21 protein-coding genes and 2 pseudogenes are annotated in these 26823 nt (G+C 67.2%); 9 read left to right on the top strand and 14 right to left on the bottom strand.

Features of this window, described 5'->3' with window-relative positions; genetic code table 11:
* The first annotated feature begins 16 nt into the window (after nucleotides 1-16).
* The 3 genes from AB0L97_RS32225 (at nucleotide 17) to AB0L97_RS32235 (ending at nucleotide 3519) form a co-directional block, all read left to right on the top strand.
* A complete protein-coding gene (locus tag AB0L97_RS32225; protein WP_364437036.1) occupies nucleotides 17-1147 on the top strand; it encodes a CoA transferase in 1131 nt (376 codons plus the stop codon).
* Nucleotides 1144-2289, top strand: a complete 1146-nt coding sequence (locus tag AB0L97_RS32230; protein WP_364437039.1) for a CaiB/BaiF CoA-transferase family protein — start codon at nucleotides 1144-1146, stop codon at nucleotides 2287-2289. The genes AB0L97_RS32225 and AB0L97_RS32230 overlap by 4 nt, the downstream gene beginning before the upstream one ends.
* A 315-nt stretch (nucleotides 2290-2604) precedes the next feature.
* Complete coding sequence (locus tag AB0L97_RS32235; protein WP_364437042.1) at nucleotides 2605-3519, top strand: mycofactocin-coupled SDR family oxidoreductase; 915 nt, start codon at nucleotides 2605-2607, stop codon at nucleotides 3517-3519.
* Nucleotides 3520-3720: 201 nt separating this feature from the next.
* Here the strand turns inward: AB0L97_RS32235 and AB0L97_RS32240 are convergent, their stop codons facing one another.
* Nucleotides 3721-4842, bottom strand: a complete 1122-nt coding sequence (locus tag AB0L97_RS32240) for an NDMA-dependent alcohol dehydrogenase (protein ID WP_364437045.1) — start codon at nucleotides 4840-4842, stop codon at nucleotides 3721-3723.
* Nucleotides 4843-5463: 621 nt separating this feature from the next.
* On the bottom strand, nucleotides 5464-6156 hold the full coding sequence (locus AB0L97_RS32245; protein WP_364437049.1) for a hypothetical protein: 693 nt from the start codon (nucleotides 6154-6156) through the stop codon (nucleotides 5464-5466).
* A gap of 423 nt (nucleotides 6157-6579) precedes the next feature.
* On the opposite strand from AB0L97_RS32245, the gene AB0L97_RS32250 reads away from it, so the two are divergent.
* Nucleotides 6580-7515, top strand: a complete 936-nt coding sequence (locus AB0L97_RS32250; protein ID WP_364437052.1) for an alpha/beta hydrolase — start codon at nucleotides 6580-6582, stop codon at nucleotides 7513-7515.
* Between the two features lie 254 nt (nucleotides 7516-7769).
* Nucleotides 7770-10100, top strand: coding sequence for a LuxR C-terminal-related transcriptional regulator (locus AB0L97_RS32255; RefSeq protein WP_364437055.1), 2331 nt, complete (start codon nucleotides 7770-7772; stop codon nucleotides 10098-10100).
* Between the two features lie 46 nt (nucleotides 10101-10146).
* Here the strand turns inward: AB0L97_RS32255 and AB0L97_RS32260 are convergent, their stop codons facing one another.
* From AB0L97_RS32260 to AB0L97_RS32275, 4 genes are all read right to left on the bottom strand, one after another.
* A complete protein-coding gene (locus AB0L97_RS32260) occupies nucleotides 10147-11016 on the bottom strand; it encodes an alpha/beta hydrolase (RefSeq protein WP_195043138.1) in 870 nt (289 codons plus the stop codon).
* Between the two features lie 203 nt (nucleotides 11017-11219).
* Nucleotides 11220-12443, bottom strand: coding sequence for a helix-turn-helix domain-containing protein (locus AB0L97_RS32265; RefSeq protein ID WP_364437058.1), 1224 nt, complete (start codon nucleotides 12441-12443; stop codon nucleotides 11220-11222).
* Between the two features lie 180 nt (nucleotides 12444-12623).
* The gene (locus AB0L97_RS32270) at nucleotides 12624-15953 is read right to left on the bottom strand and encodes a protein kinase (protein WP_364437061.1); all 3330 of its coding nucleotides are present in this window, start codon (nucleotides 15951-15953) and stop codon (nucleotides 12624-12626) included.
* 98 nt (nucleotides 15954-16051) lie between these two features.
* Nucleotides 16052-16873 (bottom strand): acyl-CoA thioesterase domain-containing protein, encoded by an 822-nt coding sequence (locus AB0L97_RS32275; RefSeq protein WP_067809693.1) that lies wholly within the window; start codon nucleotides 16871-16873, stop codon nucleotides 16052-16054.
* Between the two features lie 540 nt (nucleotides 16874-17413).
* Here AB0L97_RS32275 and AB0L97_RS32280 point away from each other — a divergent pair.
* From AB0L97_RS32280 to AB0L97_RS32290, 3 genes are all read left to right on the top strand, one after another.
* Nucleotides 17414-17656, top strand: a complete 243-nt coding sequence (locus AB0L97_RS32280) for an OB-fold domain-containing protein (protein ID WP_364437065.1) — start codon at nucleotides 17414-17416, stop codon at nucleotides 17654-17656.
* A 192-nt stretch (nucleotides 17657-17848) separates the two neighbouring features.
* Nucleotides 17849-18007: a hypothetical protein gene (locus AB0L97_RS32285; protein ID WP_364437068.1), complete on the top strand. Its 159-nt coding sequence runs from the start codon at nucleotides 17849-17851 to the stop codon at nucleotides 18005-18007.
* A 210-nt stretch (nucleotides 18008-18217) separates the two neighbouring features.
* On the top strand, nucleotides 18218-19462 hold the full coding sequence (locus tag AB0L97_RS32290) for a cytochrome P450 (protein ID WP_364437071.1): 1245 nt from the start codon (nucleotides 18218-18220) through the stop codon (nucleotides 19460-19462).
* Between the two features lie 106 nt (nucleotides 19463-19568).
* On the opposite strand, the gene AB0L97_RS32295 is transcribed toward AB0L97_RS32290, so the two are convergent.
* Together AB0L97_RS32295 and AB0L97_RS32300 are read right to left on the bottom strand one after the other, a co-directional pair.
* Nucleotides 19569-20459, bottom strand: coding sequence for an SDR family NAD(P)-dependent oxidoreductase (locus AB0L97_RS32295; RefSeq protein ID WP_364437074.1), 891 nt, complete (start codon nucleotides 20457-20459; stop codon nucleotides 19569-19571).
* Between the two features lie 8 nt (nucleotides 20460-20467).
* A complete protein-coding gene (locus AB0L97_RS32300; RefSeq protein ID WP_364437077.1) occupies nucleotides 20468-20995 on the bottom strand; it encodes a cupin domain-containing protein in 528 nt (175 codons plus the stop codon).
* A gap of 445 nt (nucleotides 20996-21440) precedes the next feature.
* On the opposite strand from AB0L97_RS32300, the gene AB0L97_RS32305 reads away from it, so the two are divergent.
* Nucleotides 21441-21617: a DUF6011 domain-containing protein gene (locus tag AB0L97_RS32305; RefSeq protein ID WP_364437099.1), complete on the top strand. Its 177-nt coding sequence runs from the start codon at nucleotides 21441-21443 to the stop codon at nucleotides 21615-21617.
* A 46-nt stretch (nucleotides 21618-21663) separates the two neighbouring features.
* On the opposite strand, the gene AB0L97_RS32310 is transcribed toward AB0L97_RS32305, so the two are convergent.
* The 6 genes and pseudogenes from AB0L97_RS32310 to AB0L97_RS32335 form a co-directional block, all read right to left on the bottom strand.
* A complete protein-coding gene (locus AB0L97_RS32310) occupies nucleotides 21664-22032 on the bottom strand; it encodes a hypothetical protein (protein ID WP_364437080.1) in 369 nt (122 codons plus the stop codon).
* Between the two features lie 12 nt (nucleotides 22033-22044).
* Nucleotides 22045-22125: pseudogene (locus tag AB0L97_RS32315) on the bottom strand (helix-turn-helix domain-containing protein); the annotation flags it as partial.
* Between the two features lie 33 nt (nucleotides 22126-22158).
* Nucleotides 22159-22803: a hypothetical protein gene (locus AB0L97_RS32320; protein ID WP_364437083.1), complete on the bottom strand. Its 645-nt coding sequence runs from the start codon at nucleotides 22801-22803 to the stop codon at nucleotides 22159-22161.
* A 394-nt stretch (nucleotides 22804-23197) separates the two neighbouring features.
* Nucleotides 23198-24808 (bottom strand): DUF707 domain-containing protein, encoded by a 1611-nt coding sequence (locus tag AB0L97_RS32325; protein ID WP_364437086.1) that lies wholly within the window; start codon nucleotides 24806-24808, stop codon nucleotides 23198-23200.
* A 47-nt stretch (nucleotides 24809-24855) separates the two neighbouring features.
* Nucleotides 24856-25935: a glycosyltransferase gene (locus tag AB0L97_RS32330; RefSeq protein WP_364437089.1), complete on the bottom strand. Its 1080-nt coding sequence runs from the start codon at nucleotides 25933-25935 to the stop codon at nucleotides 24856-24858.
* 15 nt (nucleotides 25936-25950) lie between these two features.
* Nucleotides 25951-26823, bottom strand: a pseudogene (locus AB0L97_RS32335) (hypothetical protein); the annotation flags it as partial.

Consider the following 26823-nt stretch of genomic DNA (forward strand, 5'->3'; position numbering starts at 1 on the left):
CGGTCAGGAGCGGGCGATGCAGAATGAACTCCCCCTGGCGGGGATCGTGGTGGTGGAGCTGGGCGACAGCGCCTCGGCGCCGTTCGCCGGCAAGATCCTGGCAGAACTCGGCGCCGAGGTCTGGAAGGTCGAACGGCCGACCGGTGACTCCGCGCGCGGCTGGGGACCGAGCATGTGGAAGGGCAGCGGCGCCGCCTTCCATGCGCTCAACCGGGGCAAACGGTGCGTCAGCATCGACATCAAGGACCGCGACCAGCTCGCCGAACTGCACCGGCTCATCGCCGAGCGCGCCGATGTCTTCCTGCACAATCTGCGTCCCGGCTCGGCCGCGAAGTACGGGCTCGACGCCGAGAGCCTGCGGGTGACCAAACCCGAGCTCGTGCACTGCGCGGTCGGCGCGTTCGGGCACACCGGGCCGATGAACACCCTGCCCGGTTACGACCCGCTCATGCAGGCCTTCTCCGGGATCATGAGTATCACCGGCGAACCCGACCGACCGCCGGTGCGCGCCGGTGTCTCGATCATCGACTTCGGCACCGGCATGTGGGCCGCCATCGGAATCCTCGCCGCGCTGTACCGGCGGCAGTCCAAGCTGGACGGCGCAGCGGTGGACGCGTCGCTGCTCGAGACCGCCATCGCCTGGATGTCGATCGGCGTGGCCGGCTACAACACCGACGGCGCGCCCGGCGAACGGCGCGGATCGGGCGTGGCGTTCATCGTCCCGCACCGGGCATTCTCTGCCGCCGACGGCGATCTCATCGTGAGCTGCGGCAACGACGGGTTGTTCGCGCGCTTGAGTGCGGCACTGGACCGGCCGGAATGGGCCACCGACGAACGCTTCGCGACCAACCAGGCGCGGCTGGTGAACCGTGCCGAGATCGATCGCCTGATCGGAGAGCGGCTGGCAGGCGACACGCGCGAGTTCTGGCAGAACCGCTTGCGGGACTTCGGGGTTCCGTTCGCGCCGGTGCAGACCACCGCCGAGATGATCGCCCACGAGCAGACCAGCGCACTGGGTATCATCGGCGCACCCAGTGCCGACGAGATCGGGGTCGTGGGGCTGCCGCTGTCCTTCGACGGCAAGCGGCCGCCGCCGTTGGCCGCCGCCGAGGACATCGGCGCGAGTAACGGATCGCTGGCCCGATGAGCGGCCCGCTGTCGGGGGTGCGGGTGCTGGAGCTGGGCGGGGTCGGGCCGACCCCCTTCGCCGCCATGCTGCTGGCCGACCTCGGCGCCGACGTCCTGCGCCTGGACCGGCCACCCGGCTACGACGGCGGCGCCCCGGTCGACGCTCGCTTCGATCTGCTCAACCGGGGCAGGCGCAGCGCGGTGTTCGACCTGAAGAAGCCCTCGGCGGTCGCCGCGGTCCTGGCCCTGGCGCGCAGCGCCGACATCCTCATCGAGGGGTTCCGGCCCGGTGTCGCGGAGAAGCTGGGCGTGGGACCCGACGACTGTCTGGCGGTCAACCCGGCACTGGTCTACGGCCGGATGACCGGCTGGGGCCAGCACGGCCCACTGGCGTCGGCCCCCGGCCACGACATCAACTACATCTCACTCACCGGCGTCCTGCACTCGGTCGGCCGGGCCGGAGAACCGCCGGTCATCCCGCTGAATCTAGCGGGCGATTTCGGCGGTGGTTCGCTGTATCTGGCGTTCGGCGTCGTCTCGGCCCTACTGGAGAGCCGCACCTCGGGCCGCGGCCAGGTTGTCGACGCGGCGATGGTCGACGGTTCGGCCTCGCTCATGACCCTGTTCTACGGGCTGCTCGCCGCCGGCTACTGGCACGACGAACGCGGCGTGAACCGCCTGGACTCGGGCGCGCCCTGGTACAACGTCTACGAGACCGCCGATGGCGGTTGGATCAGTGTGGGCGCCAATGAATCCCGGTTCTGGCGCAATCTGCTGGATGTGCTCGGCCTCGACGAGTCCGAACTTCCGGATCAGCACGACCGGAGCGGCTGGCCGCGGATGCGCGAGCGGCTGGCCGAGGTCTTCCGCACCAGGACCCGCGACGAATGGTGCGCCGTGGCCGACGGCCGGGAGGCCTGCCTGTCCCCGGTCCTGTCGCTGACCGAGGCGCCCACGCACCCGCACTTGCGGGACCGCGGCACTTTCGTCGAGGTGTCCGGTGTCGTCCAGCTGGCTCCCGCCCCCCGGTTCAGCCGCACACCCGGTGCGATCCAGCGCCCACCCGCGCAGCCGGGCGAGCAGACCGACGAGGTGCTCGGCGACTGGGGATTCAGTGCCGAGGCCATGGCCGAGCTGCGCGCCGACGGCGCGATCGCCTGAATACGAGCGAGGTCGTCGACGCGCCCCGATCCACCTGCATATTGCGGGAAATCGGAGGCCCGGCAGGACGAACGTAACCCCGGTCACGCCGGAAGCCGATCAGCGATCGGGAAAGACGCGCTTCGGTGCGAATGAAGTGGTGGCGGCCGTCCCCGAGGTTAGTGTCCAAGATGTTGGACACTGCTGTGCCCCACGTCTCTCTACTGTCGAATCCAGGTACGCGCCTCACGTGGATCCGCCGATGTCCGGAACCGCCTGCCCGATCTTTTCGCCGTGCCTGCGGCGAATTCTCGAAATCGAACCGAAGGAATCGTCATGGGAACACTCGACGGCAAAGTCGTCTTCATCACCGGAGCCGCACGCGGACAGGGCCGTTCGCACGCGGTGACCGCCGCGCGTGAGGGTGCCGACGTCGTCCTGTTCGACATCGCCGCACCGGTCCCCGGTATCAGGTACCCGCTGGCGACCGAAGACGATCTGGACAAGACCAGGAAACTCGTCGAGGAGCAGGGCCGCCGGGCGCTCACCGTGGTCGGTGACGTGCGCAGCCAGGACGACCTGGACTCGGCGGTGGCCCAGGCCGTGGACACCCTCGGCGGTATCGACGGTGTCGTCGCCAACGCCGGTGTCTGGGACCTCGGTCCCGCGGGCTGGCAGACCGGTGAGCAAGAGTTCCAGGTTGTCGTCGACACCGTCCTCGGCGGCGTATTCCGCACGATCAAAGCGGTCGCGCCGCACTTCGTCGAACGCGGGGCCGGAGCCATCGTGGCGATCGCGTCGGTGGGTGGCCTCGAGGCAACGGCCGGCTACACCTCCTACATCGCCGCCAAGCACGGCGTGATCGGCCTGCTCAAGAACACCGCCCTGGAGCTCGGCCCGCACAACGTACGCGCCAACACGGTCTGCCCGGGCGCGATCGACACCAAGATCTGGGACAACTCCATGGGCCACAAGCTGTTCGTCGCCCCGGGCGAACCGGTCGACCGCAGGATCGCCCTCGACGCCATCTACGGCTATGCCCCTCTTGCGGGCCGCACCGCGCTGCCGTCACAGGCTGTGAGCAACGCGGTGGTCTTCCTGCTCTCGGACCTGGCCGAGCAGATCACCGGTGTCGCGCTGCCCGTCGACGCGGGCCACCTGCTCCTGCCGGGTGCCAACTTCGCGCCGATCACGTCCGGCCCCGAGGCCGAGCGCCACCGCCCACCGGCTGTGTCGCCCGACGATCTGTAACCACACGCGGCCGCATATTGTCGCGATGGCCGACCCGGCGCACCGGACCGGCCATCGCATTCACGGTCACAGGTGTGCGGAGAAGAACGGCTCGATCCCGCACACGACGAGCAGCGGCTGGGTCAGCAGTCGCTCGGCCGGATGAAACGCGTCGAAGACGAATGCGGCGGCCGATCCGGAGGAGCGCAGGGTGCGTAACGGTCAGCCCTCGTGAATGATGATTCCGCGCAGATTACGGCCCGCCTTCATGTCCTCGAAGCCCTGATTGACGTCCTCGAGCGCGTAGCGGGTGGTGACGAGTTCTTCGAGTTTCAGGGTGCCCTGCTGGTACATCGCGAGCTGGGCGGGGATGTCGGCGGTCGGCGCGCAGGCGCCGAAAAGCGAGCCCTGCAACCGCTTCTGGAACAGGATGAGCTGGTGCAGGTCGATGTCGCCGTCCTTGACGAAGGTGTCGCCAAGGCCGACGGCGACGCAGGTGCCCGCCTTGCGCACCGCCTGCAGCGCCTGGCCGATGTGCTTGCCGGTGGTCACGCCGACGCTGACGATCGCCGAGTCCGCGCCTTGACCGTTGGTCATGGAGCGGGCGAGTTCCGCGGCCTCCTCGATGGACGAGACAGCATGGGTGGCACCGAGTTTCCGCGCCGACTCGCGCTTGAAAGCGACGGGGTCGACCGCGATCACCGCGCTCGCGCCCGCTTGGGCGGCGCCCTGGACCGCGTTGATCCCGATGCCGCCGACACCCATCACGATGGTGACGTCTCCCGGGCGCACCTGCGCGGAGTTGACGGCCGCGCCCCACCCGGTGCCGACACCGCAACCGGCGAGCACCGCGACGTCCAGGGGAATCGCGGGATTGATGCGGATGGCCGAGGACACCGACACGGTGACGTACTCGCAGAACGTGCCCAGCCCGGCGAGTTGCCCGACCGGCGCACCGCCCAGCGACAGCCGGAAAGAGGTCGGGTCGTCGAAGCGGGCGCCGGTGGCCAGGAACGCGCCGAGGTCGCACAGGTTCTGTAACCCTTTCGCGCACCACCGGCAGCGGCCGCATACCGGCAGGAAGGAGAACACCACGTGATCGCCCTCGGCGAAGCCGGTCGTCCCTGGCCCGACCGCCTCCACGATGCCGGCGCCCTCGTGCCCGCCCGCGATGGGCAGAATGCCGGGAGTCTGGTCGCCGGTGGCGAAATGATCGTCGGAATGACACAGGCCGCTGGCCACCATCCTGACCCGGATTTCCCCGCGTCGCGGATCGTCGAGTTCCATTTCGACGATTTCGTAGATTCCCGGTGATTCGCGCAGCACCGCGCCCCGTGTCAACATCGATGACTCCCTCGGAGAATTCGCCCGGGCCAACCGGGTGACCCCTTGTGATACCTGATAAACGCATGCTCGCACCGGCTGCCGCAGCGGTCAATTCACGATTTTCGAACCCGGAATTCGGAAACATTCACTTGGTCCCGGTTGCGCGCGCCGATAGTCTCCGATTCGCCTGTGAAAGGTGTCACATTCATTGACGACTGCGGGCTAGTGGCCCGGAAGGTGAAGTTCCGGCCCGGCATTCCGGGACGAGCACTCGAATCGCCGTCACAACACGCAGCGGCCCGGTCGCGAGATCGGCCTTCGGCGACCACGCCGGTGCGGATCGGGCCATCCATCGGGTCTCGCCTGCAACCGATTTCGGTGGGGCAGTGCTCGGGTGGGCCCGCCGAGCGCGGCCTGATTGCCGACGCTGACGAAGCAGTTGATGCCGATGCCACATTCCCATGCCGGCGACGCTCGCCGTGATCAGCGCCGGCTACTACACCAGGCCGAAGCAGGGCGGTTGCACGGCGTCGCAGTCGGTGCTCGACGCTCTGGCGCAGTTCGGCGGCAGGAATTTCACGACGGTCGATGCTCCATCCGCCGGACTGGAGCATCGACAGTCGGGTTCGGCAGGGCCGATCACTTTTCCGGCAGCGGTGAATTCACGGTAGACAGATACTGGATGACGGCGACAGCGGCGATGGGCGCCGTGACGAACAGCTGTCCGGCGATGGTGCCCAGCGCGCCGACAGCGACGATCCCGCCGAGGCAGCCGACCGCGGCGGCGGGAATGAACGGGCCGAAGAGGCCGGCGATCGTGGCCGCGGCGATCGTCGCGCCGGCGATTCCGCCGAGCACACAGCCCACGGCGCCGCCGCCGAGGCCGCCGATGAGGGTGCCGAGCGTGGCGCCCATGGTGATGGTGCTGGTCATGCGGCTCCAAGCGGCCTGTTCACGGTCGTACTCGTTCTTCCACGGCGCTTTGTCCTCGTACGGCAGGGCGACCGGTGCGTACACCGCGTGCTCGAGATCGAACCGGGGTGTCAAGGTGGCGGTGCGACCGGCGACCTCCGCGCTGATGGGAAATTCGAACTCGTCGACCCGGAATCGCAACGGCGTCGCGGCGAGGACGGTTCCGTCGGCGGCCTTGACTTCGAACATGTCGTTCTCCACCGCAAGCGAGCCCGCGTCGGTCTCGATGACACTCCGGTCGCCAACGGCATGCGCTGTGAAACCGACGGCGTCCGGGTTGTCCGGGGTGGCGCCGGCGGTTCCGGCGACGACGGCGAATGCGGCGGCCACAGTGGTGGCGACGACGGTGCTGATCCTCATCTGAACTTCCTTGTTCTTTCGGGGGGTGATGTTTCAGCGAACGGGCACGACGGCAGTCCGTTGCTGCTGTTTGAGCTCGACCTGGCCTTTCTCGCTCGAAGGATGTGATCGAGCACACTATGCTTTATATATTATGTTGTCAACTCGCGCGGGTGGGCTGGGTCACAGCGCTGGTAAGCGCTGCTCGGGGCATCGGCGAGCCGTCGGGGCCGATCGGTCACATGGCGGCGATAGCGCTGGTCCGTTTCGACGAGGTAAGTGAGATACCGCACGAATGTCGGCTCGGCTTCGGTGCGGCCCCGTCGGGGGCGTGGGGAATCCTTGTGGGAGGGATTTTTCCTAGGCGCCGTCGCGCCCTGCCCCTGCTGCCCAAACGCTCATAGATTTGCCTTTGTAAGCGGTCGAGCACAGGAGAGGAAGATCATGGCAGGCAATATCGAAACGGTGGCGGTCAAGGGTTGGGCCTGGGACATCGCCACGGATATCTACTTCCCACCCGGTTTCGATGAGTCGAAGACGTATCCGACGATCGTCTCGGCCCATCCCACCGGTAGCTGTAAGGCGCAGACTTCGGGCAACGTCTACGGCAAGGCGCTGGCCGAGGCGGGCTTCGTGGTGGCCGCCTTCGATGCGAGCTTCCAGGGTGAAAGCGGTGGCGATCCGCGGTCGGTCGAGGATCCCGGTTTCCGGACCAGCGACTTCAGCTTTGTGATCGACTACCTCGTCACCCTGCCCTACGTCGACGCGGACAACATCGGTGTGCTCGCGATCTGCGGCGGAGCGGGTTACGCCGTGGCAGCCACCAAGATCGACCGCCGGATCAAGGCACTGGGCACCGTCGTCGGCAGCAACGTCGGCCGGCTGATGCGAGAGGGCTTCTCGGAGTACAACCCGATGGGGATGCTCGAGGCCATCGCCGCGCAGCGCACCGCGGAGGCTCGCGGACAGGCCCAGGTGATCAACGATCTGCTGCCTCCGTCGGTCGACGCGGCGAAGCAGGCGGGTATCGCGGATGTCGACGTCGTCGAGGCCACGGAGTACTACAAAACCGATCGCGGTCAAGCCCCTGGTGGTAAGACCAGCTTCAACTTCGGTCGTCAGGCTGCCTTGGCCGACTGGGATGCGTACGACCGCGTCGAGGTCTTCCTGACCCAGCCGCTGTGCGTCGTGATCGGCGACAAGGTCGGCGCCTTCGGTTCGCAGCGGCTCAGCATGGAGCTGTACGGTCGAGCTGCGTCGAAGGACAAGCAACTCGTCGTGGTCGAGGGCGCGTCGCACTACGACCTGTACGACAAGCCGGGCCCGACCGGTGTCGCGCTGGAGAACCTGGTGCCGTTCTTCCGCAAGCACCTGAGCTGATCGGCTCGGAACACGGAGCGAGGCGCCGCGGGCTCGCTCATCACCGCCGCGAGTATCGCTTGCGAGCGGGTGGGCGGCTCGGTGTGCTTCCTGGCCGAAGCGGCGGTGCTTGCGCCGGCCCGGTAGACCGAACGAACGGTTTGTTCTGCGGTCGCGGGTGGTATCCGCTCCACGTATCGGTTCGACCGCGCGGTCGTGTCCTTCCGGTCGCCGATAAGCCGCTGCGGACACGCCGGGAGGTGAGTACACCCGCCATGGCAAGCACATCCGGCGTGCGAAGCTTCGAAGGCAGCTTGCCGCTGGAGTTGACCAGTTTCGTCGGTCGGCGCACCGAGGTGTCCGAGGTGCGGAATCTGCTGACGACGTCGCGGCTGGTGACGTTGACCGGAAGCGGGGGCGTCGGAAAGACGAGACTGGCCCTGCGCGCCGCCTCGAGTGCGCGGCGCGACTTCCGTGACGGGGTGTGGTCGGTCGAACTAGCCGACGTTTCCGATCCCGGGCTGCTGGTCGAAGTGGTGGCGGCGAGCCTGAATGTGCGGGACGATTCGGCGGAGGCGCTGCTCGAGACGCTTGTCCGGTCTCTGCGTTCGCGGGAACTGCTGCTGATACTGGACAACTGCGAGCAGCTGGTGGATGCGGTCGCCCAGCTGACCGAGACGTTCTTGCGCGCCTGTCCGGACCTGCGGATCCTGGTGACCAGCCGCGAGCCGCTGAATGCCGAGGGCGAGGCTGTGCTACGGGTGTCTCCGCTGACGGTTCCCGATCCGGACCGGGAACCGTCGCTGCGGGGGTTGCCGCGCTTCGACGCGGTGACGTTGTTCGCCGATCGCGCCGCCGCGGCGCTGCCCGGCTTCGAACTCGATGAGGACAACAAAACCGCGGTGGCCAGGATCTGTGCCCGGCTCGAGGGATTGCCGCTGGCGATCGAGTTGGCCGCGGCCCGGATACGCACGATGTCGCCGCAGCAGATCTTGCAACGGCTCGACGACCGCTACGCGTTTCTCACCCGGGGCAGCCGCACCGCACCGGCCCGGCAGCAGACGCTGCGCTGGTGTGTCGACTGGAGCTATGAGCTGTGCACCGCGGCGGAGCGGCGTTTCTGGGCGCGGCTGTCGGTGTTCGCGGGCACCTGCGAACTCGACGCCGCCGAGCGGGTATGCGGCTTCGACTTCGCGCCGCACGCCGTCTTGGACGTGCTGTCGTCCCTGGTGGACAAGTCGATCCTGATCCGCGAGGAATTCGACACCGTCGTGCGCTTCCGGATGCTCGAGACCTTGCGCGACTACGGCCGGGAGAAGCTGCAGGTGTCCGGTGAGGAGGAGAACCTGCGCCGCAGGCACCGCCAGTGGTACCGGCAGCTGGCGCTGGACTGGGACGCGGAGTGGATCGGCGCACGCGCGCCGGACTGGGTCGCCCGGCTCGACCGCGAACAACCGAACATGCGTGAAGCGCTCGAATCGTTTCTCTCCGATGAGACCGGCGCGGCCGGAGACGGCGGGATGACCATGGCCGCGGCGATGTTCGATTTCTGGAACTTCCGCGGCATGTACGGGGAAGGCCGGTCCTGGCTGGACCGAGCCCTGGCCCACCCACTCGCCTCATCGATACCCGATCGCGTCAACGCTCTCCGTGCCGACAGCCAGTTGGCCGCTGCGCAAGGAGATTTCCAGGCGGCGACCGCTCTCTTGGAGGAGGGACGGGTGCTCGCCGAGCGATCGCCGAGCCCGTTGACCCTGGCGCGCATCGCTTACTCCGAGGGGGCCCTCGCACTCGCCCGGGGCGACGCCGCCCATGCGACTTCAGCCTTCGAGCGGTCGTTGCGGTCGCTCGGGCCGGGCAGCACCGAGAATCTGCGGCTCAACGCCCTGGCGTTGCTCGGCTGGGCATGCGAGCTGGGCGGCGACGTCGCCAAGGCAACGGATTGTTACCGGCAGATCCTCGCTGTGACGGAGACTTCCGGCGAACTACTCCATCGCGCGGCCGCATTGCGCGGTCTCGCCGTCGTCGCCTGGCAAGAAGGCGACCATCACCGCGCACGGGCATTGCTGGAGGACTCGCTACGCGTCAACCAGCGCCTGGGCAACCCCTTCGTGGCCGCCTTCGCCCTCGAGGCACTGGCGTGGACTGTCGACCCGAGCGACGCGGAGCGCGCGGCCGTTCTGCTGGGAGCCGCCGAGACCGCGTGGCCGGCCGGAAGCAGCGCCACGAGTGTCTTCCCGAACATGCTGCGCTTCCACCGCGAATGCGAACAGCGGACGCGGCGGATGCTCGGGGAACGCCGATTCGACGCGGCCCGTCGGCGGGGGTTGGCGATGGAAATGGACGCCGCAGCGGCCTACGCGCTGGGTGAACAGCCCGTTGGCCCGAGTTCCGCCTCGGGAGCCGCGGAATTGACCAAGCGCGAGCATCAGGTCGCCGATCTCGTCTCCCGAGGCCTCACCAACAGGCAGATCGCCGCCGCACTGGTCATCTCCCAGCGAACCGCGCAAGGCCACGTCGAACACATCCTGACCAAACTCGGCTTCACCTCCCGGGCCCAGATCGCCGCCTGGGTGGTGGAGGACGCCAAGGGGGAGAGCTCTTGATCGCAGGCGTTCGCCACCACCCGGCCGGTGCTGCGGGGGTGAGCTTCTACTTCATGTGCGAGTCGAACCAATCCAGCATCACTTCGGGGCGCTCGCCGAAATAGTTGTATCCGCGGAAGCGCTGGTCGGTCCCTTCGATCCAGTGCAGTTTCTTGTCGCGGGCGGCGATGTTGTCGTAGATCGCCTGCACATCCGACGGATAAGTCAACGTGTCGTCCCGTACCTGCGCCACCAGCGTCGGCATACGCACCGACGCGGCCCGTGGAATCGGCGATTGCTCGTCGACGTGGAAGCCGGTGCGGGCGTGCAACGCCTGGTCGAACAGTTCGACGCCGTTGTCGATGCCTGCGCCTTCGACAATCGTGCGCTCGACGAACGCGCGAGCCGAGATGGGTTGCAACGCGATCATCGCCTTGATGTGGGTGAATTCGCCGGGATGCTTGTCGATCGCCACGAAGGTCGAATCCGCCCCCAGACACACGCTCAGCAATCCGGTGGTCATGTTCGCGGTGTCGGGCCGGGACTTCGCGTAGCGGATCGAGCCGATCACATCACGGTATTCGAGCAGGCCGATACCGACGGTGCGGCCGTGGCCGTCGGGGCTGAGGCCGTGATTGCGGATGTCGTAGCACAGGATGTTGTAACCGGCATCGTGCAGAGCCCTGTACTCGGGCAGGAAACTCACCTCGAACCCGCCGAAGTCCTGTAAACCGTCGAGGTGGCCCGCGTAGCCGTAGCGGTTGCCCGGCAGGAAGTGATTGTGGATGATCAACCGGTCGGAGTCGGCGGGGATGAACCAGCCCTCCAACGTCAGGCCGTCCATCGCGGGGAAGAACACGTCCTCGTATGCCAACCCCACCTCGTCAGGACGCCGATATACGGGAGTCCGTTTGCCGTGGGCCCAGAGTTCGACCATCGGTTCGATGATCTTCTTCGGCGCCACGGCCCCTATGGCCTTCGTGGCGACATCGGTCAGTGCGTCCTTCGCCTTGGCCGTCGTGTCCGTCATGCCGGTACGCCTCCTTTGTCAGTCGGATCTGTCTCCTCCTGAGGCCTACCCGGCGACGGGCATCTGAAGCAGATTTAGCGCACAAAATTGGAAAAGTTACGTATCTAGCATTATGCATAATGCTTGTGGCGGGCCACTTCGCGGAGTTGTCGCGGTAGCTCGGGTCCGGTGGGCGGTTCGCGGCGGACCCGCTTCGGAGCGGTAGCGCGGTGCCTACGGGCGATCAAAGCCGATCGCAGATACCACAGTCCGGACGACTGGGTCGCGTCCAAACCGATGATCTGGGCTATTCGTTTGAGCCGGTTGTCGACGGTGTTCGGATGTAGGTACAGCATCTGGGCGGTTCGTCTTCGATTCATACCGTTGGCGACGTGACACCGCAGGGTCTCGAGCAGTTCGGGCTCCTCGTCGAGGGGGTCGAGCAGGGCGCTGAGCCATTCGAGTCCAGGACCAGGACGCGTGAGCTGGTATTCCAGTGCCAGATCGGCGAAGCGGTGCAGCCCGTCTCGCAATCCGAGCCGGTGGACCAAGTCGAGCAGTTCATGGGCTTGGGCGGCGCAGGAGGGAATATCCGGCGTCGCCGCGCGGATGAGCGTCGCGGTGACCGGAACTTCGGCGATGCGTGCGATGGCGGCGATCCACTCGTCCAGTGTGCTGTCGCCGGCGAGTGCGGTGGGCAGCAGGATGGTGCCGCCGGTGGGCGAGAGGATCGACAGTGCGGCGCCCTGGGAACGGTGGGCGAGTTCGGCTCGGATGCGCCGGAGCGGACGTTCGGTCCGGACACGTGACTGGGCTGCGGCGCTGGCGGGACGGGGGACGGCGACGGCCAGGATCCAGTACTCGTCGGCGACCTCGATGCCGTTGTGGCGCGCCAATGTCGAGGTCGGCTGTCCCTCGAGCAGTGCGGAGGCAAGGGCGCGCGTGGCGGTGTGGTGCTGATGGGCCGCGGTGTGCAACTGCCGCGTGTAGCCGCGGGCGACGGCGGCGGTGACGGTGCCGAGCAACCCCAGCACCCGGTCCGTATCGACGGCGCCGAGCTGGCCGGCCTCGGTCGACGCCCGGTCGCCGGCCAGTTCGATGCCGAGCCGGACGCCATCGTGGACGACGCGCAGGATGGTGACGATCGGGATGTCCGCGCATGCCCACCGCGCAGCCTCCTCTTCGAGCCTGCGGAGCTGCTCGGGCTGTGCGGGCCCGTCGAGCAGGCAGATCGATACTTCGAGACAATCCCGCACGGCGGCCAGCAAGTATCCGCTGGCCTGCGCGGTGTCCTCCACCGCGGACACCGGATAATCGATGGTGAGACCGGCCTGTGCCGGATAGCCCTTCGGCAACTCTCGCTCCCTGTCCTCGTGGCGCTTCGCCGAATAACGAGTGCTCTCGACACTAAAGGGAGTCCCGAGGCGGGAGTGTGCAAGAACTTGGACACGGTGCGCGTCTACATCGCCCCTCTGAACTCGGCCGTGGCGGCTCGCGGAGGCGATAGCCGGCCACTACGACCGCCGGCGCCCTGTTCAGCCGGTGGGCCGGGGCGCTGTTCCGGCCGCCGAATCGACGGGTAGGCGGGACAGGCCCAGTCGGGCGGAATGCCGTGCCAGCGGTGCGAGCGTCTGCTCCGCTTCCTCGGGCCGGCCGGTGAGCCGCAGCGCTACGCCGAGCAGGAAACCGGCGCGCAGTGCGGCGAGCGGTCTGCTCACCGCGTCGATGCCGGAGGTGAGGGTGCGCGCTCGCTCGACCGCCTCGCTACGGCGTTCGGCGTTCGGGTCGGCGAGCAGCAGCCGGATGGCGGAGTCTTCGTCGCATTCATCGATGAAAGTCGCTATCCCGTCCCTGCGCTGGGGCGCGCGTCGGCGCAGGATCGCCTCCGGTTCGCCGTGCTCGAGCTCGAACCCCAGTCGGACCCGCTCATTGCGCACCCGTGCGGCCAGGCGCGGCAGTGCCAGGCGTTCGGCGTGCGCCATGCCCTCGTCCAACAGTCCCCGCGCGGTGTCTTGGTCACCCAGCAGCGCCCGGACTCGCGCGCCCGTCGCGTAGGTGGCCATCATGAAGTCGACACCGCCTCCGCCTTCGGTCGCCAGCCCCCTGCTCTCTTCGAGCAGCTCGGCGGCTTCCTCGAGATCACCTGTCTCGTAACGTAAGTCGCCGAGCAGGGCGCTTGCGAGACGGGCCGCGTGCGAAGTGTTCCCCATGGTGGCGCGGGCGGTGTCGAGCGCTGTTCGGAACATCTCCTCGGCGGCCGGGAGGTCGAGCTGTTCCCTGGCTGCCATTCCGCCGAAGCAGCAGCCGTAGACCCTGGGAAACGGACCGGTCGCCTCGTGATACGGGGTGGCCCACTGCTGCCAGCGGCGGGCGGCGTCGAAATCGAAGCGCTGGATCGCGGCGTAGGTGGCGATATTGCCCGCCGCTCCCGCCACGAACGGCGAGAAGGCCTCCGGCCGCGCCAGCGCGTCGCCGATCAGCCGGTCCAGGTCGGCAACCCGGTCGGCGAACATCTCGCCGACGCTCGTCAGGACGTCGGCCTCGGTCCGCATCTGCGCGCGTTCACTCTCGGGCGGGGCCGCCTCGTCGAGGGCGGCATCGAATCGGGCCAGGGCCGCCGCGGTTGGCCTCGGTCGGCGCAGGACGAGGTTCACCCAGGTCGCGAGCAGCTGGAGCCGGGGTCGCGTGCGGCTGGCCCGCACGGGCAGCTTGGCGAGAATGCCTTGCAGCAGCGATATCCGCGATCGCTCCAGCAGGTATTGGCCATCTCGCTCGACGAGGTCGGCGGCTCGGTCCTCGTCCCCGGCCGCGAGCGCCTGATCGACCGCCTCGTTGAGCAGGTGCTGCTCTGCGAACCAAGTCGACGCTCGAAGCCGCAGGGCGGGGATCTCGTCCGGACGCTCGGAGACCAACCGTCGCCGCAAGTACCCGGCGAACAGCTGGTGATAGCGGAACCATCGCCGCTCCGGGTCGGCCCGCTGCAGGAACATGCCTCGGTCTTCGATGTCCTCGAGCAGTTCCTGGGCGTGATCGTTTCCGGTGAGCGTGGCGGCGAGGTCGCCGCAGACGCGCTCACAGAGCGAGGTGAGCATGAGGAATTCGAGGGTGCTGGGGTCGAGCGCGCCGAGCACGTTCTCGGCCAGGAACTCGCCGATGTCGGGGTGCTCGGCGAGCCGTTCGAGCAGACGCGCGGGATCCTCGCCTGCGCGCAGCGACAGTACGGCCAGCTGAAGCGCGGCGATCCAGCCGTCGGTGACGCGCGCGAGGGTGTCGATATCGGCCCGGTTCAGCCGCAATCCACCCGCTTCCGCGAGAAACTCGCGCACTTCGTCGCTATCGAATCGCAACGCCGTCGCGTCGATCTCCACCAGATCGCCGTGCATGCGCAGTCTGCTCAACGGCAATCCGGACCTGGACGTGCTCGTCACCATGATCGGCAGATGATGGCAGCCGTGTTCGAGAAGGAATCGGACCGCGGCGACCGATGCCGGGGCGTTCACCCGTTGCCAGTCGTCGAGCACCAGGGTGAGCCGATCCTGCCGGGTATGCAGTGCGTCGACGAGCGCGGTCAGCATCGCGCGGGTGGGGTCGGGATGCGCGTCGAGAACATCGGCGAGTTCATCGGCGAGCCGCGGGTAGGCCGAGCGGAGCGCTTCCACCACGTGTGCGAGGAACCAGGCGACATTGTTGTCGTCCTCGTCGACGGTGAGCCAGGCTACCGCCGCGCCCTTACGTAGCAGCTCGTCGCGCCACTGCGCGGCCAGCGTCGTCTTGCCGAATCCGCTCGGTGCGTGGATCCAGGTGAGCCGGGTGTGTTCGTTCGACCGAAGCTGATCCAGCAGCCATTTCCTGGGGAGAGGCGTCCGTGGGAGGCCGGGCGGACGGTACTTCGTCGCGGGAGTCGGTGGGACAGCGTCTCTTTCCCGTCGACTGGACGACACCTCAGCGGGTGCGACCGACGACCGGTGTGTGGGCGGCAGAACCAAGGAATCGACCGGACCGCCGGTACGTTCCTGGACCCGGCGCAGTTCCTGGCCGAGGCTCGCGGCGCCCGCGGGCCGGTCCGCAGGCTCCGTGGCCATCGCGTGTTCGATGGCCGCACGCACCTCTTCCGGCACGTCCCGTTCCCCGAGATCCGGGACGGGCTGCTCGGAGACCCGGAAGAATTGCGCCATCACCTGCTCGCCGACACGACGTTCGTAGGCCACGTGCCCGGTGAGGGAGCAGAACAGAGTGGCTCCCAGGCTGTACACGTCCGAGACCGGCGTCGGCGGCGAGCCGCGCAGTACCTCCGGCGCGGTGAACGCCGGCGAGGCAGTGATGATTCCGCTGGTCGTGCGGAAGCCTCCCGGTATTCGCGCGATGCCGAAATCCGTCAATTCCGGCTCCCCGTATTCGGTCAGCAAGATGTTGCCCGGTTTCACGTCGCGATGGAGGATCCCGGCGCGATGCGCGGTTTCCAGCGCGCCCGAGATCTTCACTCCCAGCCGCAGGACCGCAGCCCACCCGAGCGGTCCGTCGTCCCGGATGCGCTGCTCGAGCGAGCCGTGTGCGTGGTAAGGCATCACCAGGTAGGGGTGTCCGCCGCGCGTGGTGCCGACCTGGAACACCGCCACGATGTGGGGGTGCCCGGACAAGCGGCCCATGGCTTGCTGCTCGCGGACGAAACGCTGGAGTCCGTCCGGGTCGAGTTCCGCGGTGAGGATCTTCACCGCGACCACCCGATCCAAGTCGGGTTGCGTGCAGCGATACACCACGCCGAAGCCCCCGCGGCCGATCTCCTCGGCATCGTCGAAGCCTTCGGCGCTCAACTCCGCGACGATGCCCGAGGAGGGGCTGCGCTGGGTCGGCGGGATATCGCCCATCGTCGGCCTCGATTCGGGACGAACTCGCGGACGATCCGGCGGTGGGGTCGTCCTTCCCGAGGATAACTCCGTGCCTCGAGCAGCAGCAGTGGCCTGCCCTAGGGGCTCGCGGTGCTCGCCACCCGCAGGTCGGCGGGGGCGGGCGCGGTGATGGCCGTGACGGTCGACGAGCCGAAGGCGCCGAGCCGGTCGTAGAGCACGGCAGTGCCAACCGAGATGCCGTCGTACTCCTGTCGATCCGTCGCGGAGATTCCCATTTCGCCGCCGATGGGGAGGCGGCTGAACGCCACGGTGACGTCGGCGTTGATGTACTCGAGCCCATGGGTACCGAGGTTGGCGACGAGGTTGGAGACATCGGCGACGCCGCAGGCGAACTGGAACGGTGACGGTTCCTCCCCGGTGACAATGTCGATAGGCCCGTGCCACAAGCGGTTCCGGCTCCTGTTGTGGTGCTGGGCGGGATCGGCATCCCAGCCGGCGTCGTCGCTGTAATAGACGCGGGCACGGTCTTCGCTCCGTCGCCATGAGGCAGGCGGTGGCGGGAGTGCCTTGCCCGCCGACCAGCAGTCACCGGCTGGATCCGAGCCCGCTGCGAGGAACAGCGCCCTGGCCGCGGCTACGGGCTGCCCATCCTGGAGGAGGCGCGCGTCCACCAGACGCAGCCGCTTGCCCGCCCGCACGATCTCGGTCTCGACCGAACAGGGGCGCATGGCGACGGGGTGGAAGAGGTCCACAGTCCAGCGGGCGGGCCGAAGCCGGTCTGGACCGAGGTCGGCCAGGCGGCGCTCGACCCCGCGAGCAAGTACGGCGCTGACCGCCACCCCCCGCATCTGACCGCCGTTCCAGCCACTGCCGGCCGTGGGCAGAGGGGACAGGATCCGGTCGTCGGAGTCGGTGTCGAAGAACGCGGAGCGTCGCATCGAATTCCTTTCAGGGACACACTATTTCGCCAGGTGGGCAACGTGATCGGCGCGGGAGGGATCGTCGAACCACAGAAGCTCGCGTCGCATGGCAGGCCGAGTCTTGGGAGCGAGCTACCCGGCGACCGTCCACGACGCGATCACCAGTCGACTCTTCGGTATCGCACCTTCAAAACATTATGTATTATATACGTGAGCTGCTGTGCGGCGTACGGCGCACGTGGTGGATCGCAGCGCCGTCGGACACTGCATCGCGGCCCGACTGCTCTGGGCGCGGGTCGGAAACAGGTATGCCCCCGGTCGATCGACCGTCGCCGCAATGCCCTGATCCGGAGACGCTGGAGCGGAACCAGCCGGCACCATCCCGCGGAGGCCTGTATGCACGCGCACAATCCGAGGCACACATCGAACGGCATCAGCGCCCGCGATGCGCATCGTGTAGGTGGCGCGTTGATGATTTGCCGTTGCGCGGACTGTGACATGCGGCTCGCGCCGATGACCGCTGGATGTTCAGCCTGCGGATCCGATGATCTCGAGTGGATGCCGTCGTCGGGCGTGGGTTCGATCGTGTCTTGGCGCGCGATAGATCGCGCTCCGACGGATAGACGGGGTGGGCTGGTCCCGCTGACGATCGCCATCGTCGAACTCGATGAAGGTCCATGGGTCTACACGTCCATCGAAGGAAGAGTCCCCTCGCTTCCGCGCCGACCGGTACGCGTGCAGTTCCAGCCGCGTCCCTGGCACGGCAGGTTTCCGGTCTTCGCGGTCAGCGCCGATCAGTGAAACACAGCCGGGGCGGCGGCAGGAGGCAGCGGCTACATCGCCCCGGGGTGAGGGCGGAGACGGCCGAAGGGTGTAACAGCTATGCGATGTGGAGTGCCGCCACGGGCTCGACAGCTTACCGCCGGCGGCGGAGAGCCGCTGCCGGGCATACTCGGCCGGATTTCGGCGGCTCGGTGGCGGTTGAATCGGAAGGTGTTCCTCATCGACGCGCTGACTGTGCACGGCACCACCCAGGTCCACTCGTACACCGTCGCCGCGGACGGAAGTCTGGCTCCGTCCGGCGTCCCGGTAACCGACACCGGACTCGTGTTCTCCGACGGACCGGACACGGTCCTCACTGCGCCACAATAAAAACGATGCCCAGCGGGGAGTGGGCCGCGGGGGCGATTACGGCTACCTGTGGGTCACCCACGCTGCGCATCGACAACGGATAAGATTAAGTGCGGGATATATTTAACTTCCCACGGGCATCGTGCGTCTCCGGATACCATCCCGACCGGCCGCCGCCGTCGTACTCGACCGGCGGTCCGCATCGGTTGCTCGACAGTCCGGAGTACGTTCATGACCACCTCATCGCAGCCCCCCGGTCCGGCCCACTACGGTTCGCCGGTCGACGGCAGCTGCCCTCGAATCCCCCTGTACACCGAAGAGTTCGCCGCCGACCCGCATCGGATCTACCGCGAGATGCGTGAGCGGTTCGGCGCGCTCGTGCCGATCGACCTCGCGCCGGGCGTACCCGCCACCCTGGTGATCGACTACCAGGTCGCACGGCGGATTCTCAACGACCCCGAACACTTCCCGGCCGATCCCCGTCATTGGCAGCCGCGGATACCGGCCGGCTGCCCGGTACTTCCGCTGATGGGATGGCGGCCCAACGCCTTTCGCAACGCCGGAGCCGAACACGCCCGCTACCGCACCCCCACCGTGGCCGCGTTGCGCGAGGTAGAAATGTTCGCGCTGCACCATACGGTGGAGCAGATCGCGGTTCCGCTGATCAATGCGTTCTGCACGACCGGGACCGCGGAGATCATCACCGAGTACGCCTATCCGCTCACTTTCCAGGTGGTCAATTCGCTACTCGGCTGCCCCGCCGATATCGGCCGCCGTGCTGCCGACGCCTTCTCCGCGATATTCGACGGTGCCGAGACCCACAAGGCCGAGGCGCTGCTCATCGCGGCGCTGGCAGACCTGATCGCGCTGCGGCGTGAGGAGCCGGGCAACGACATCACCTCGCGGCTGCTGCGGCATTCGGTGCAGCTGGACCAGGACGAGATGATCGCGCAGTTGTTCAGCTTCTACGGTGCGGGGATCGAACCGCTGCACAATCTGATCGTCAACACGGTGCGCATGCTGCTCACCGAAGACCGGTTCGCGGGCGGGCTGCTCGGCGGCAGCATGACCACCCGCGCTGCACTGGACGAGGTGCTGTTCACCGACCCGCCGCTCGCCAATATGTGCACGACCTTTCCCCGGCAGCCGATGCTCATCGACGGCGTCTGGCTGCCGGCGCACCAGCCGGTCGTCATCAGCATGGCCGCGTGCAACAACGATCCCTCGGTCGTAGTCGGCGAATACGTCGACAACAGTTCCCATCTGTCGTGGAGTGTCGGGCTCCATGCCTGCCCGGCCCGATCCGTGGCCTATCTGGTCGCGCAGGACGCGGTCGATCAACTGCTCGATTCCCTGCCCGAGATACGGCTCGCGGTGCCGGCCGACGAACTGAGCTGGCGCCCCGGCCCGTTCCATCGGGCGCTGACCGAGCTCCCCGTCGTGTTCCCGCCGTCGCCACCGCTGAGCGTGGGCTGACTTCGACGGCCGGAAGTCGAGTGGGCCAGGTGAAAGCGCGGCGGCCGCGAGTACCGGCCGACGCGCTTTTCGTCGCGACATCAGCTGCCCTGACGCGACAGCTGTCCTACTTGCCCACCGCGCTGAGATCCTGCTCGTCGATCGTCTTGAACGGAACATGGGTTGCGGGATGGAGGATTTGGTCGATGTGCTGCTGCACCAACTCCGGGGTGAGGTCCTTGCTCGTGAAGCCCTCGTTGAAACCGAGTACCAGCCGCTGCACTTCGCCGCCCTGGGCCTGGAGCACCTCGCCGTTGATCGCGCAGTTCTCGTGCGCCAGATACGCCACTACGGGGCTGACCAGCGAGGTCGGCAAGTTGTCGCGCATGAACTGCTTGAACTCGTCGGGCAGATCCGCCTCGTCGGACATCCGGGTCGCCGCGGTCGGAGCGATCGCGTTGACCTTGATGCCCACCTCCTGCCCCTCGAGGGCCAGAGTCCGGGTGAAGGCGAAGATCGCGCCCTTGGCGGCGACGTAGGGTGTCTGCTGCGGGAAGCCGATCAGGGTGGGGGAGGTGGTGCTCACGACGCGCCCGGATCCGCTCTCGATCAGGTGCGGCCAGGCGGCGGCGGTGACCCCGGCGGTACCGAAGAAATGCACCTCCATGTGCTGCCGGATCGATGGCAGGATATCGCGGCCGAAGGCGTGCGCCTGGTTGATGCCGGCGTTGTTGACCAGGATGTCGAGGCGTCCGAACGCGTCGATCGCGGTCTGCACGATGCCTTCCGGGTTCTCGGTGACCGAGTCGAAGTTCGCCACCGCGCGTCCCCCGGCGGCAACGATGTCGGCTACCACCTCCTCCGCCGGACCAGAACTGGCCCCGGTGCCCTGAGCGGAACCGCCCAGATCGTTGATCACCACCGCCGCACCCCGGGATGCCAGGAACTTGGCGTGCGAGGCGCCGAGGCCACGTCCCGAGCCGGTGACGATGGCGACGCGTCCGTCGAATGACAACATGAAACTCCTCAGTCCTTTGCCGGCAGCATGACCGCGACCATCGTCACGGGTTTGTCGGTGCGGTTGCTCCAGGCATGTTTGATGCCGCGGTTGATCACGGTGTCGCCGGCGCGCAGCAGGGTTTCGCCGGTTTCGTAGAGCGCGTATATCTCACCGTCGAGGATCGTGGCGATATCGATGGTCTCCGTCGCGTGCAGGCCGACGATGCCCTCACTGTCGGCGTTGGCGTCTTCGCCGTGCAGGTTTCCGATCGACTCCGCGTACACCGCGGGATCGATCTCGCTGTCCGGGGGGAAGGTGGCGAGCCGGACCACCAGGCCGTTGGCCGGCGGATCGAGTTCCACATCCGATTTCAACGTGTCCTCGTCCTGGTACCGGCCGGGCAGGGAATCGACCCGCCAGACGTCGTTGACCGTGAACGCCGGAAGGGCCACCCGGGTGGCGGTGTTCTCGTCCGCGACGACCGTCGACTTGCCATCGGCATCCAGCCCCGCGATCACTCGCCGCGCTGTCTTGTTCAGGTGTTCGCCACCCATGACGCTCCTTTCCCGAGGTCCATGCTGCGCTCCGCCATTATATATTATATTAAATAGTGCGCTAGAGCTAGACAGCTGCAATATTAAATACTATCCATGGGTCATGGCTTCGATGATCTGATGTCGCCGCCGACGCGAGGACGGCTGGGGCCGTTCGGTGTGGGGTCGAACTAGCGAAAGGAGTTGCCTACTCAAGACTGGTGTCAGGGCTTGATCCCGGCCAGGATCGAGTCTCAGGTGCCCGGTGGGAGGCTCCCTATGCGGCTGCCCCCGGTCTTGTTCGGTGTGGCTCACTAATGGCTTGCGTCCCGGCGGGTTACCGTGCGGGTGTGGCTGGAAATGGGTCTGCCCTGGCTCGAAGTAGCGGTGCCCTTCCCCGCACGGACACCCAGTTCGTTCGGACTTCTGGAAGGACACCGTGGCCGAGACCGGTGATCAGCCCACCGTGCGACTCGTCGCGCACTGCCACCGCTGTCACGGTTGGCTGCTGTCACCGCAATCGGTGGTCCAGGGCATCGGGCCGACCTGCGCGGTTCGTGAGCGGGCCGAACAGCGCGCCGCAGCGGCACGGCAGCTCCACGATCCGACTCTGTTCGACCTCTCTCCGCCGCGGAGCAGTTGACGATCCCGTACTAGTCCACGCAGACGGGCACATACACTAGGCGGGCTCAATGGGTGATGAGTCCGTCGACGGCGATTCCGAGTAGCCGATCGGGCTGGCCGGCATCGCGGCTGTCCGTGGCGGCGAGGCCGATCCCGGCCACCAGTTGGATGAGATCGTCCGCGGACGTATCGGTTCGCACGGTGCCTGCTCCTTGTGCGCGCGTCAACAGCTTCTCCGCTGTTCGCCTGATGGCTTCCCGGCACTCGAAGTTCGAACCGATGGGCCCGGTGAGTGCGGCCGCACCGAGTCCCCGGTCGTTGCGAGCGTGGAATAGCAGTGCCCGCAACCATTCTCCGAGCGCCGCGTGCGCGTCCGGTGCGGACAGCAATTCCTCGCCGCATCTGCAGAGAGCTTCGATGCGGTCCTGCAACACCGCGAGCTGCAGCGATTGCCGATCCGGGAAATGGCGATACAGAGTGCCCGGCCCGACATCCGCACGGCGGGCGACCTCATTGAGCGATGCACGGCGGCCACCGTTCTCGCAGCGTCGGAGGTGAGGTCAGGTGCGATACAACCCGGGTTTGTTCGGTCGCGGCCCCGGTGTGGCATCGGCACGGGAGGCGGGTTCCACAGGGCCCGGCGCGTCGGCTACGCGACGCCGACTGTCGGCCTCGGCGGCGGCTCTGGTATCGACCTCGCGTCGCGCGAAGGCGATATCGCGTGCGCTGCGCACGGACAATCGGCCGAGTGAGGTCGCGGCGAAGAACAGGATCAGCGCTCCGAGACCATAGAAGTAGGCCAGTTGTAGCAGGGCCCGTTTCAGATCGGACGTGGCGACGGGTTCGCCCACATCCCCGATTTTCAGGGTGTCCGCCAGTATCGGCCCGATCACGAACCACAAGCCCGCCGCCGCTGCCAGCCACGCCCCGAAGCTCGCCACGAGCCGGTTGCGGCTGGCCAGCATGAGCAATCCGCCGATGATCGCGGCGACGCCGGGCAACACCTGGAGCCACCCGCGCGCCGCCGTCCACACCCACGGGTCGTCCGGAGTGAACGCGAAGCCGAAATAGGGTCCGATGAACGGGATCAGCGCACCCCACAAGCCCAGCAGTAGCACCGCGAGCCCGCCGAGGGCTCCTCGGCTACGGGGAATTCGAAGGCGACGGCCGGGGTTTGCGTGAACGGTGTCGTCGACGTCTCTCATGACGCCTCCATTCGTCGAAGTAGGTGCATATGCGGCCTACCCTTTGCGCACCGACATACGCACGCAAACGCGTGCGGGTCCGCTGCCTGCGGTGATCGGCGGATTCCAAGGTCAACGGCGGCCGCGCGGACTACTCTGCCGACCGACCCGATCCCTTTCATCCCGGAGGATCGCCGTGGCCGGCCGCGCTCAGGACGGCGCGTTCCGGCAGCGTCACATTCGGCGTCGGACCGCTCGCGCCAGCCGTCGACGAGCGGGCCGCCTGTCGCCGCGACCGCGCCGCGGGTTGCCGCCTCGACCCTGGTCTCCCTGGCCACGCGCAACCCGGTGCGCCGTATCGCATGGGGGTCAGCAATATATTCGGCCGATTCGGATCGCTCGACGACGTCTACCGCTACAACGGCATCGACACCTCGTGCGCGCTGCCCTCGACCTCACCGACTGACGGCAGCCGCTCTCGCGCCGGGGGGTCGCGCATCAGTCGTAGCGGCTCGGCGCGCATGAGTTCGCCGTTCAGGAGCATCCGGTCGACCATGCCGGCGGACGGGATTCCGGCTTGGAAGCAGGCACGTGCGCCTGAGAGCTCGCCGTGGGCGAGGGCCACCTGGAGCAGGTCTCTGGAGTGATGGGCGAAGTGCCGCGCCTTGCTGCCTCCGACCTCGGCGACTTCTTCGGCTCGGGCCAGCCAGCTCTCGAAACTCGGATACGGGTAGTGCAGGATCATCGGCGCAGTCACGGTGCCGTGCACGCCGTCGAATCCGGTGAAACCGTACTCGTCCACCGGCGCGACAGCGGGGCCGAGACGGACCGCGCTGCGGTTGGCCGGGGTGTCGAGAAAGGGGGATCGACCGCTGATCCGGAACACGGTGCACTCGTGGATGGGATCGGTCACCGGCACGGGGGAAGGGACGGCTTCGTGTCCGATGAATGTCACCTGCCCGGCGCCGGGAATCTGCCAGCGGCGGCGACCGTCGTCATAGAAGACCTCGTCTGGGCCGAGTGGCAGCAGCCATTGCATACCCGCCGCCTCGGCCGTTGCGGCGGCGTCGGCGATGTTGGCTACCTCGCGAGCAACCATGTCATCGTTGGGTGTCGCGTGGTCGCGAAGGATGACGGGCCGCTCACCGCGCACTGCGCACAGCGCGGCCCGGACATCGGGGTCATCCGTATAGATGATGGTCAATTCCGCTTGCGCGGAGTGGAAGTCGAACCAGTCGGCCAGCTCGGGGCGCCACCGGTCGATGGTCACGCAGATCGCGGTGGGTTCGAGGGTCTCCGCGGGCCGGTTGGGTGCTCCGACGCCGCGATGCACGCGTGGCGTCAAGTCGCTGATTTCGTGCGTGACCAGGTATTCGCAATACTCCGCCCACGTGTCGATCCCACCCGCCCGGGCCGCGGCGTAATTCGGCCCGCCCACCGGTCGGGTGTGCCGGACCGTTACGGCGTCGACGATGGCGATCGATGTGGAGTCGGTGATGAATCGCGGCCAGTGGAAGTCCAGACCCCAGCCGGTCTGGGTGGCGTCGAAGGTCGGCAGGCAACGGCGCAGGAATTCCCGGCTGAAACAGGGTGCCATGATTTCGACGAAGTTCGTGTGCCGGAGGTTGAATCGTCGATCGACGAGCGTGATCTCGTGGGAGTAGTAGCTGTCCTCGGTGAGCGCGGGTTGGGTCAGTGCGAGCCGGTGCTGCGCCGCGCAGTGGAACAGCTCGTTGATGCTGGAGGTGTCGGCGGCCAGGTCGTCGTCGGGGAGCCAGACGTAATCGTATCGATCGAGCACCGCAGCCAAATCGGTCGTCAGGACATGATGCAGGGCAGGCCATTTCGGGCCTTTACGGTCGATCCTGGCCACGTCCGCCACCCGGTAGCGGTCCGGGTCGTCACCGAAATAGCTCACCACCAGATCCCAGGTACGTGGATGCGGCCCGGCCAGCCACTGCTCGTGCAGTGATTCGTCGCCCGCCCTCAGTACGACCAGGTTCCGGCGCCCCGATTCCGTCAGCACGGTAGGCCTCGTGTGCGCCCGCGCCAGTGTCCCGTCACACTGACCTCCTATGTCGCGTACCAGCCATCGCCCCACAGCGTGAGTAGGCGTTCGAAGTACGCCTCGTACTGTGGGGCGACGACGTCGGTGGAAAATTTCGAGATCGCGTAGTCACGGATTCCGCGATAGTCGAGTTTGTGGACGGCGTCAGCGGCATCGCAGAACTCGCGCAGCGTCCGGCAGCGAAAACCCTGCACGCCGTGCTGCACGGTTTCGGTGAACACACCCCAATCGGTGGTGATCACCGGGGTCCCGCACAGCATCGCCTCGGCGTGGACGCCACCGAAAGGTTCGAGATAGAGCGTCGGCACGAAAACCGCACGGGCCCGGCTCATCAACTCGCCGCGGCGCGTCGAGTCGACTACACCGACGTATTCGACGCAGTCGGCCTCGGGGACTTCCCCCGCGCCGGCGACGATCAGATTCACGCCGAGTCGCGTGCAGGTGTCGATCGCGATCTGAATGCCTTTGGCCTCGACCATCCTGCCGATGAACAGGAAGTAGCCGTCCTTGTGCTCGGAGAACGGGAAATCCGCCACGTCATAGTAGTTCGGGATCACGGCGTCGTAGAACTGGCCGCGGGCGCTCATGACGCCGGGAACACTCGCATACGAGCCGTAGACAGCATGCATCCACGCGTAGCTCTCGAACACCCGGTAGTTGGCGAACACCCCGCTGTAGCCGATGCCGAATTCGACGGTCATCAGCTCGGGGAAGGTATCCGCGATGGGCTTTTGGCAAGTGCCACCGAGAATTCCGATGAAGTCGCGCTTGCCCTTCCGCTGGGCGATCTCGGTGACCGCGCGCTCGTTGGAGATCTGCCAATGCACATCATGGGGACTCCATGTGAGATTGATTGGGTCCTTATAGAGATCGGCACCGCCGAACCACTCGGATTGCTCGGCTCTGGTGACGATCGGGACGAATTCCGCGCACGCCGCGTCGTTCTGCTCGCCGCCGTATAGGAATACCTCGTGACCGAGCTCGGTCATCATCGAGGCGAAGCGCCGATTCTTCTGCGTATACGCGCACGGCTGATAGTGCCGGGTGGTCTCGGTATTGGGGAAGTTCACGATGTGAAAGCGCATGGTCGGGCACCTGTCTCAACGATCGATGATGGGCCGGACCGACAGTGGATCGTCGCCGACGGCTTCCTCGAGGTGCTCGGGACCGTCCAGGTAGGCGGCACGTTTGCGCTCCTGCTGTTGTTGCTGACCTTGTCCGCCCATGCCGCCGCCCATACCTCCGCCCAGCGGGTAGCCGCCCATCCCCATCGGATAGGCGGCGTTGGTTTGGGTTGCGGTGGCGGGGAGTCCGGCGCGGCCGGTGTCGGTGGGGGTACCGGTCCCGGGAGCGCCGGCGCGAGGGAACAGTTTGTCGTCAACCGGACTGGCGATCCCCGCTCCGCCGCCGGCCGATCCGCCGCCGAGGCCCGCCGGAGTGATCGACCCGGACGGACCCGCCGCGCCCCATGGGCCGGACGCGCCCCACGGGCCGGACGCGCCGAACGGGCTGGGGGAACCACTGAACATGGGGCCTGAATTCAGCTGAGCCAGCATGTCCGCGAGCTTGGACAACGGCCCCGAACTGCCGAGCGGGCTGGTCGAGTTGGTCGGACCGGTCGACCCGGTCGGCGTCGGTTGGTTACCCGTGGAGTCCAAGCCGCTTTTGGATGATGAAGGGGGAAGGCCGCTGGTGGGAGGGTTGGCGCCGTCGCTGCTGGGCTGGGGAGAGTTTCCGTTTGCGTTGGATTTGCCGCTGTTGTTGTCTCCGCCGCTGTTGTTGCCGTTGCCGCCGTTGTTGCCGTTGCCGCCGTTGTTGTTTCCGGTTCCGCCGCCACCGCCTGTTCCACCGTTGGTGGGGGGTGCCGCGGTATTCGGATCGACGAATTCGGGGACCTGGCCGGCGAGTTCACGCATGCCGGCGACGAAACCTTTGTTGTTACTGGTGTCGTCGCCCTTGTCCCACCACTGCTG

It is taken from the genome of Nocardia sp. NPDC051911, from assembly GCF_040681035.1.
GTDB classification, from domain to species: domain Bacteria; phylum Actinomycetota; class Actinomycetes; order Mycobacteriales; family Mycobacteriaceae; genus Nocardia; species Nocardia sichangensis.

Coding starts and splice junctions, on each gene's coding strand:
- AB0L97_RS32225 (WP_364437036.1), top strand. CDS start 17: ATGCAGAATGAACTCCCCCTGGCGGGGATCGTGGTGGTGGAGCTGGGC.
- AB0L97_RS32230 (WP_364437039.1), top strand. CDS start 1,144: ATGAGCGGCCCGCTGTCGGGGGTGCGGGTGCTGGAGCTGGGCGGGGTC.
- AB0L97_RS32235 (WP_364437042.1), top strand. CDS start 2,605: ATGGGAACACTCGACGGCAAAGTCGTCTTCATCACCGGAGCCGCACGC.
- AB0L97_RS32240 (WP_364437045.1), bottom strand. CDS start 4,842: ATGTTGACACGGGGCGCGGTGCTGCGCGAATCACCGGGAATCTACGAA.
- AB0L97_RS32245 (WP_364437049.1), bottom strand. CDS start 6,156: ATGAGGATCAGCACCGTCGTCGCCACCACTGTGGCCGCCGCATTCGCC.
- AB0L97_RS32250 (WP_364437052.1), top strand. CDS start 6,580: ATGGCAGGCAATATCGAAACGGTGGCGGTCAAGGGTTGGGCCTGGGAC.
- AB0L97_RS32255 (WP_364437055.1), top strand. CDS start 7,770: ATGGCAAGCACATCCGGCGTGCGAAGCTTCGAAGGCAGCTTGCCGCTG.
- AB0L97_RS32260 (WP_195043138.1), bottom strand. CDS start 11,016: ATGGTCGAACTCTGGGCCCACGGCAAACGGACTCCCGTATATCGGCGT.
- AB0L97_RS32270 (WP_364437061.1), bottom strand. CDS start 15,953: ATGGGCGATATCCCGCCGACCCAGCGCAGCCCCTCCTCGGGCATCGTC.
- AB0L97_RS32275 (WP_067809693.1), bottom strand. CDS start 16,873: ATGCGACGCTCCGCGTTCTTCGACACCGACTCCGACGACCGGATCCTG.
- AB0L97_RS32280 (WP_364437065.1), top strand. CDS start 17,414: ATGCCGTCGTCGGGCGTGGGTTCGATCGTGTCTTGGCGCGCGATAGAT.
- AB0L97_RS32290 (WP_364437071.1), top strand. CDS start 18,218: ATGACCACCTCATCGCAGCCCCCCGGTCCGGCCCACTACGGTTCGCCG.
- AB0L97_RS32295 (WP_364437074.1), bottom strand. CDS start 20,459: ATGTTGTCATTCGACGGACGCGTCGCCATCGTCACCGGCTCGGGACGT.
- AB0L97_RS32300 (WP_364437077.1), bottom strand. CDS start 20,995: ATGGGTGGCGAACACCTGAACAAGACAGCGCGGCGAGTGATCGCGGGG.
- AB0L97_RS32320 (WP_364437083.1), bottom strand. CDS start 22,803: ATGAGAGACGTCGACGACACCGTTCACGCAAACCCCGGCCGTCGCCTT.
- AB0L97_RS32330 (WP_364437089.1), bottom strand. CDS start 25,935: ATGCGCTTTCACATCGTGAACTTCCCCAATACCGAGACCACCCGGCAC.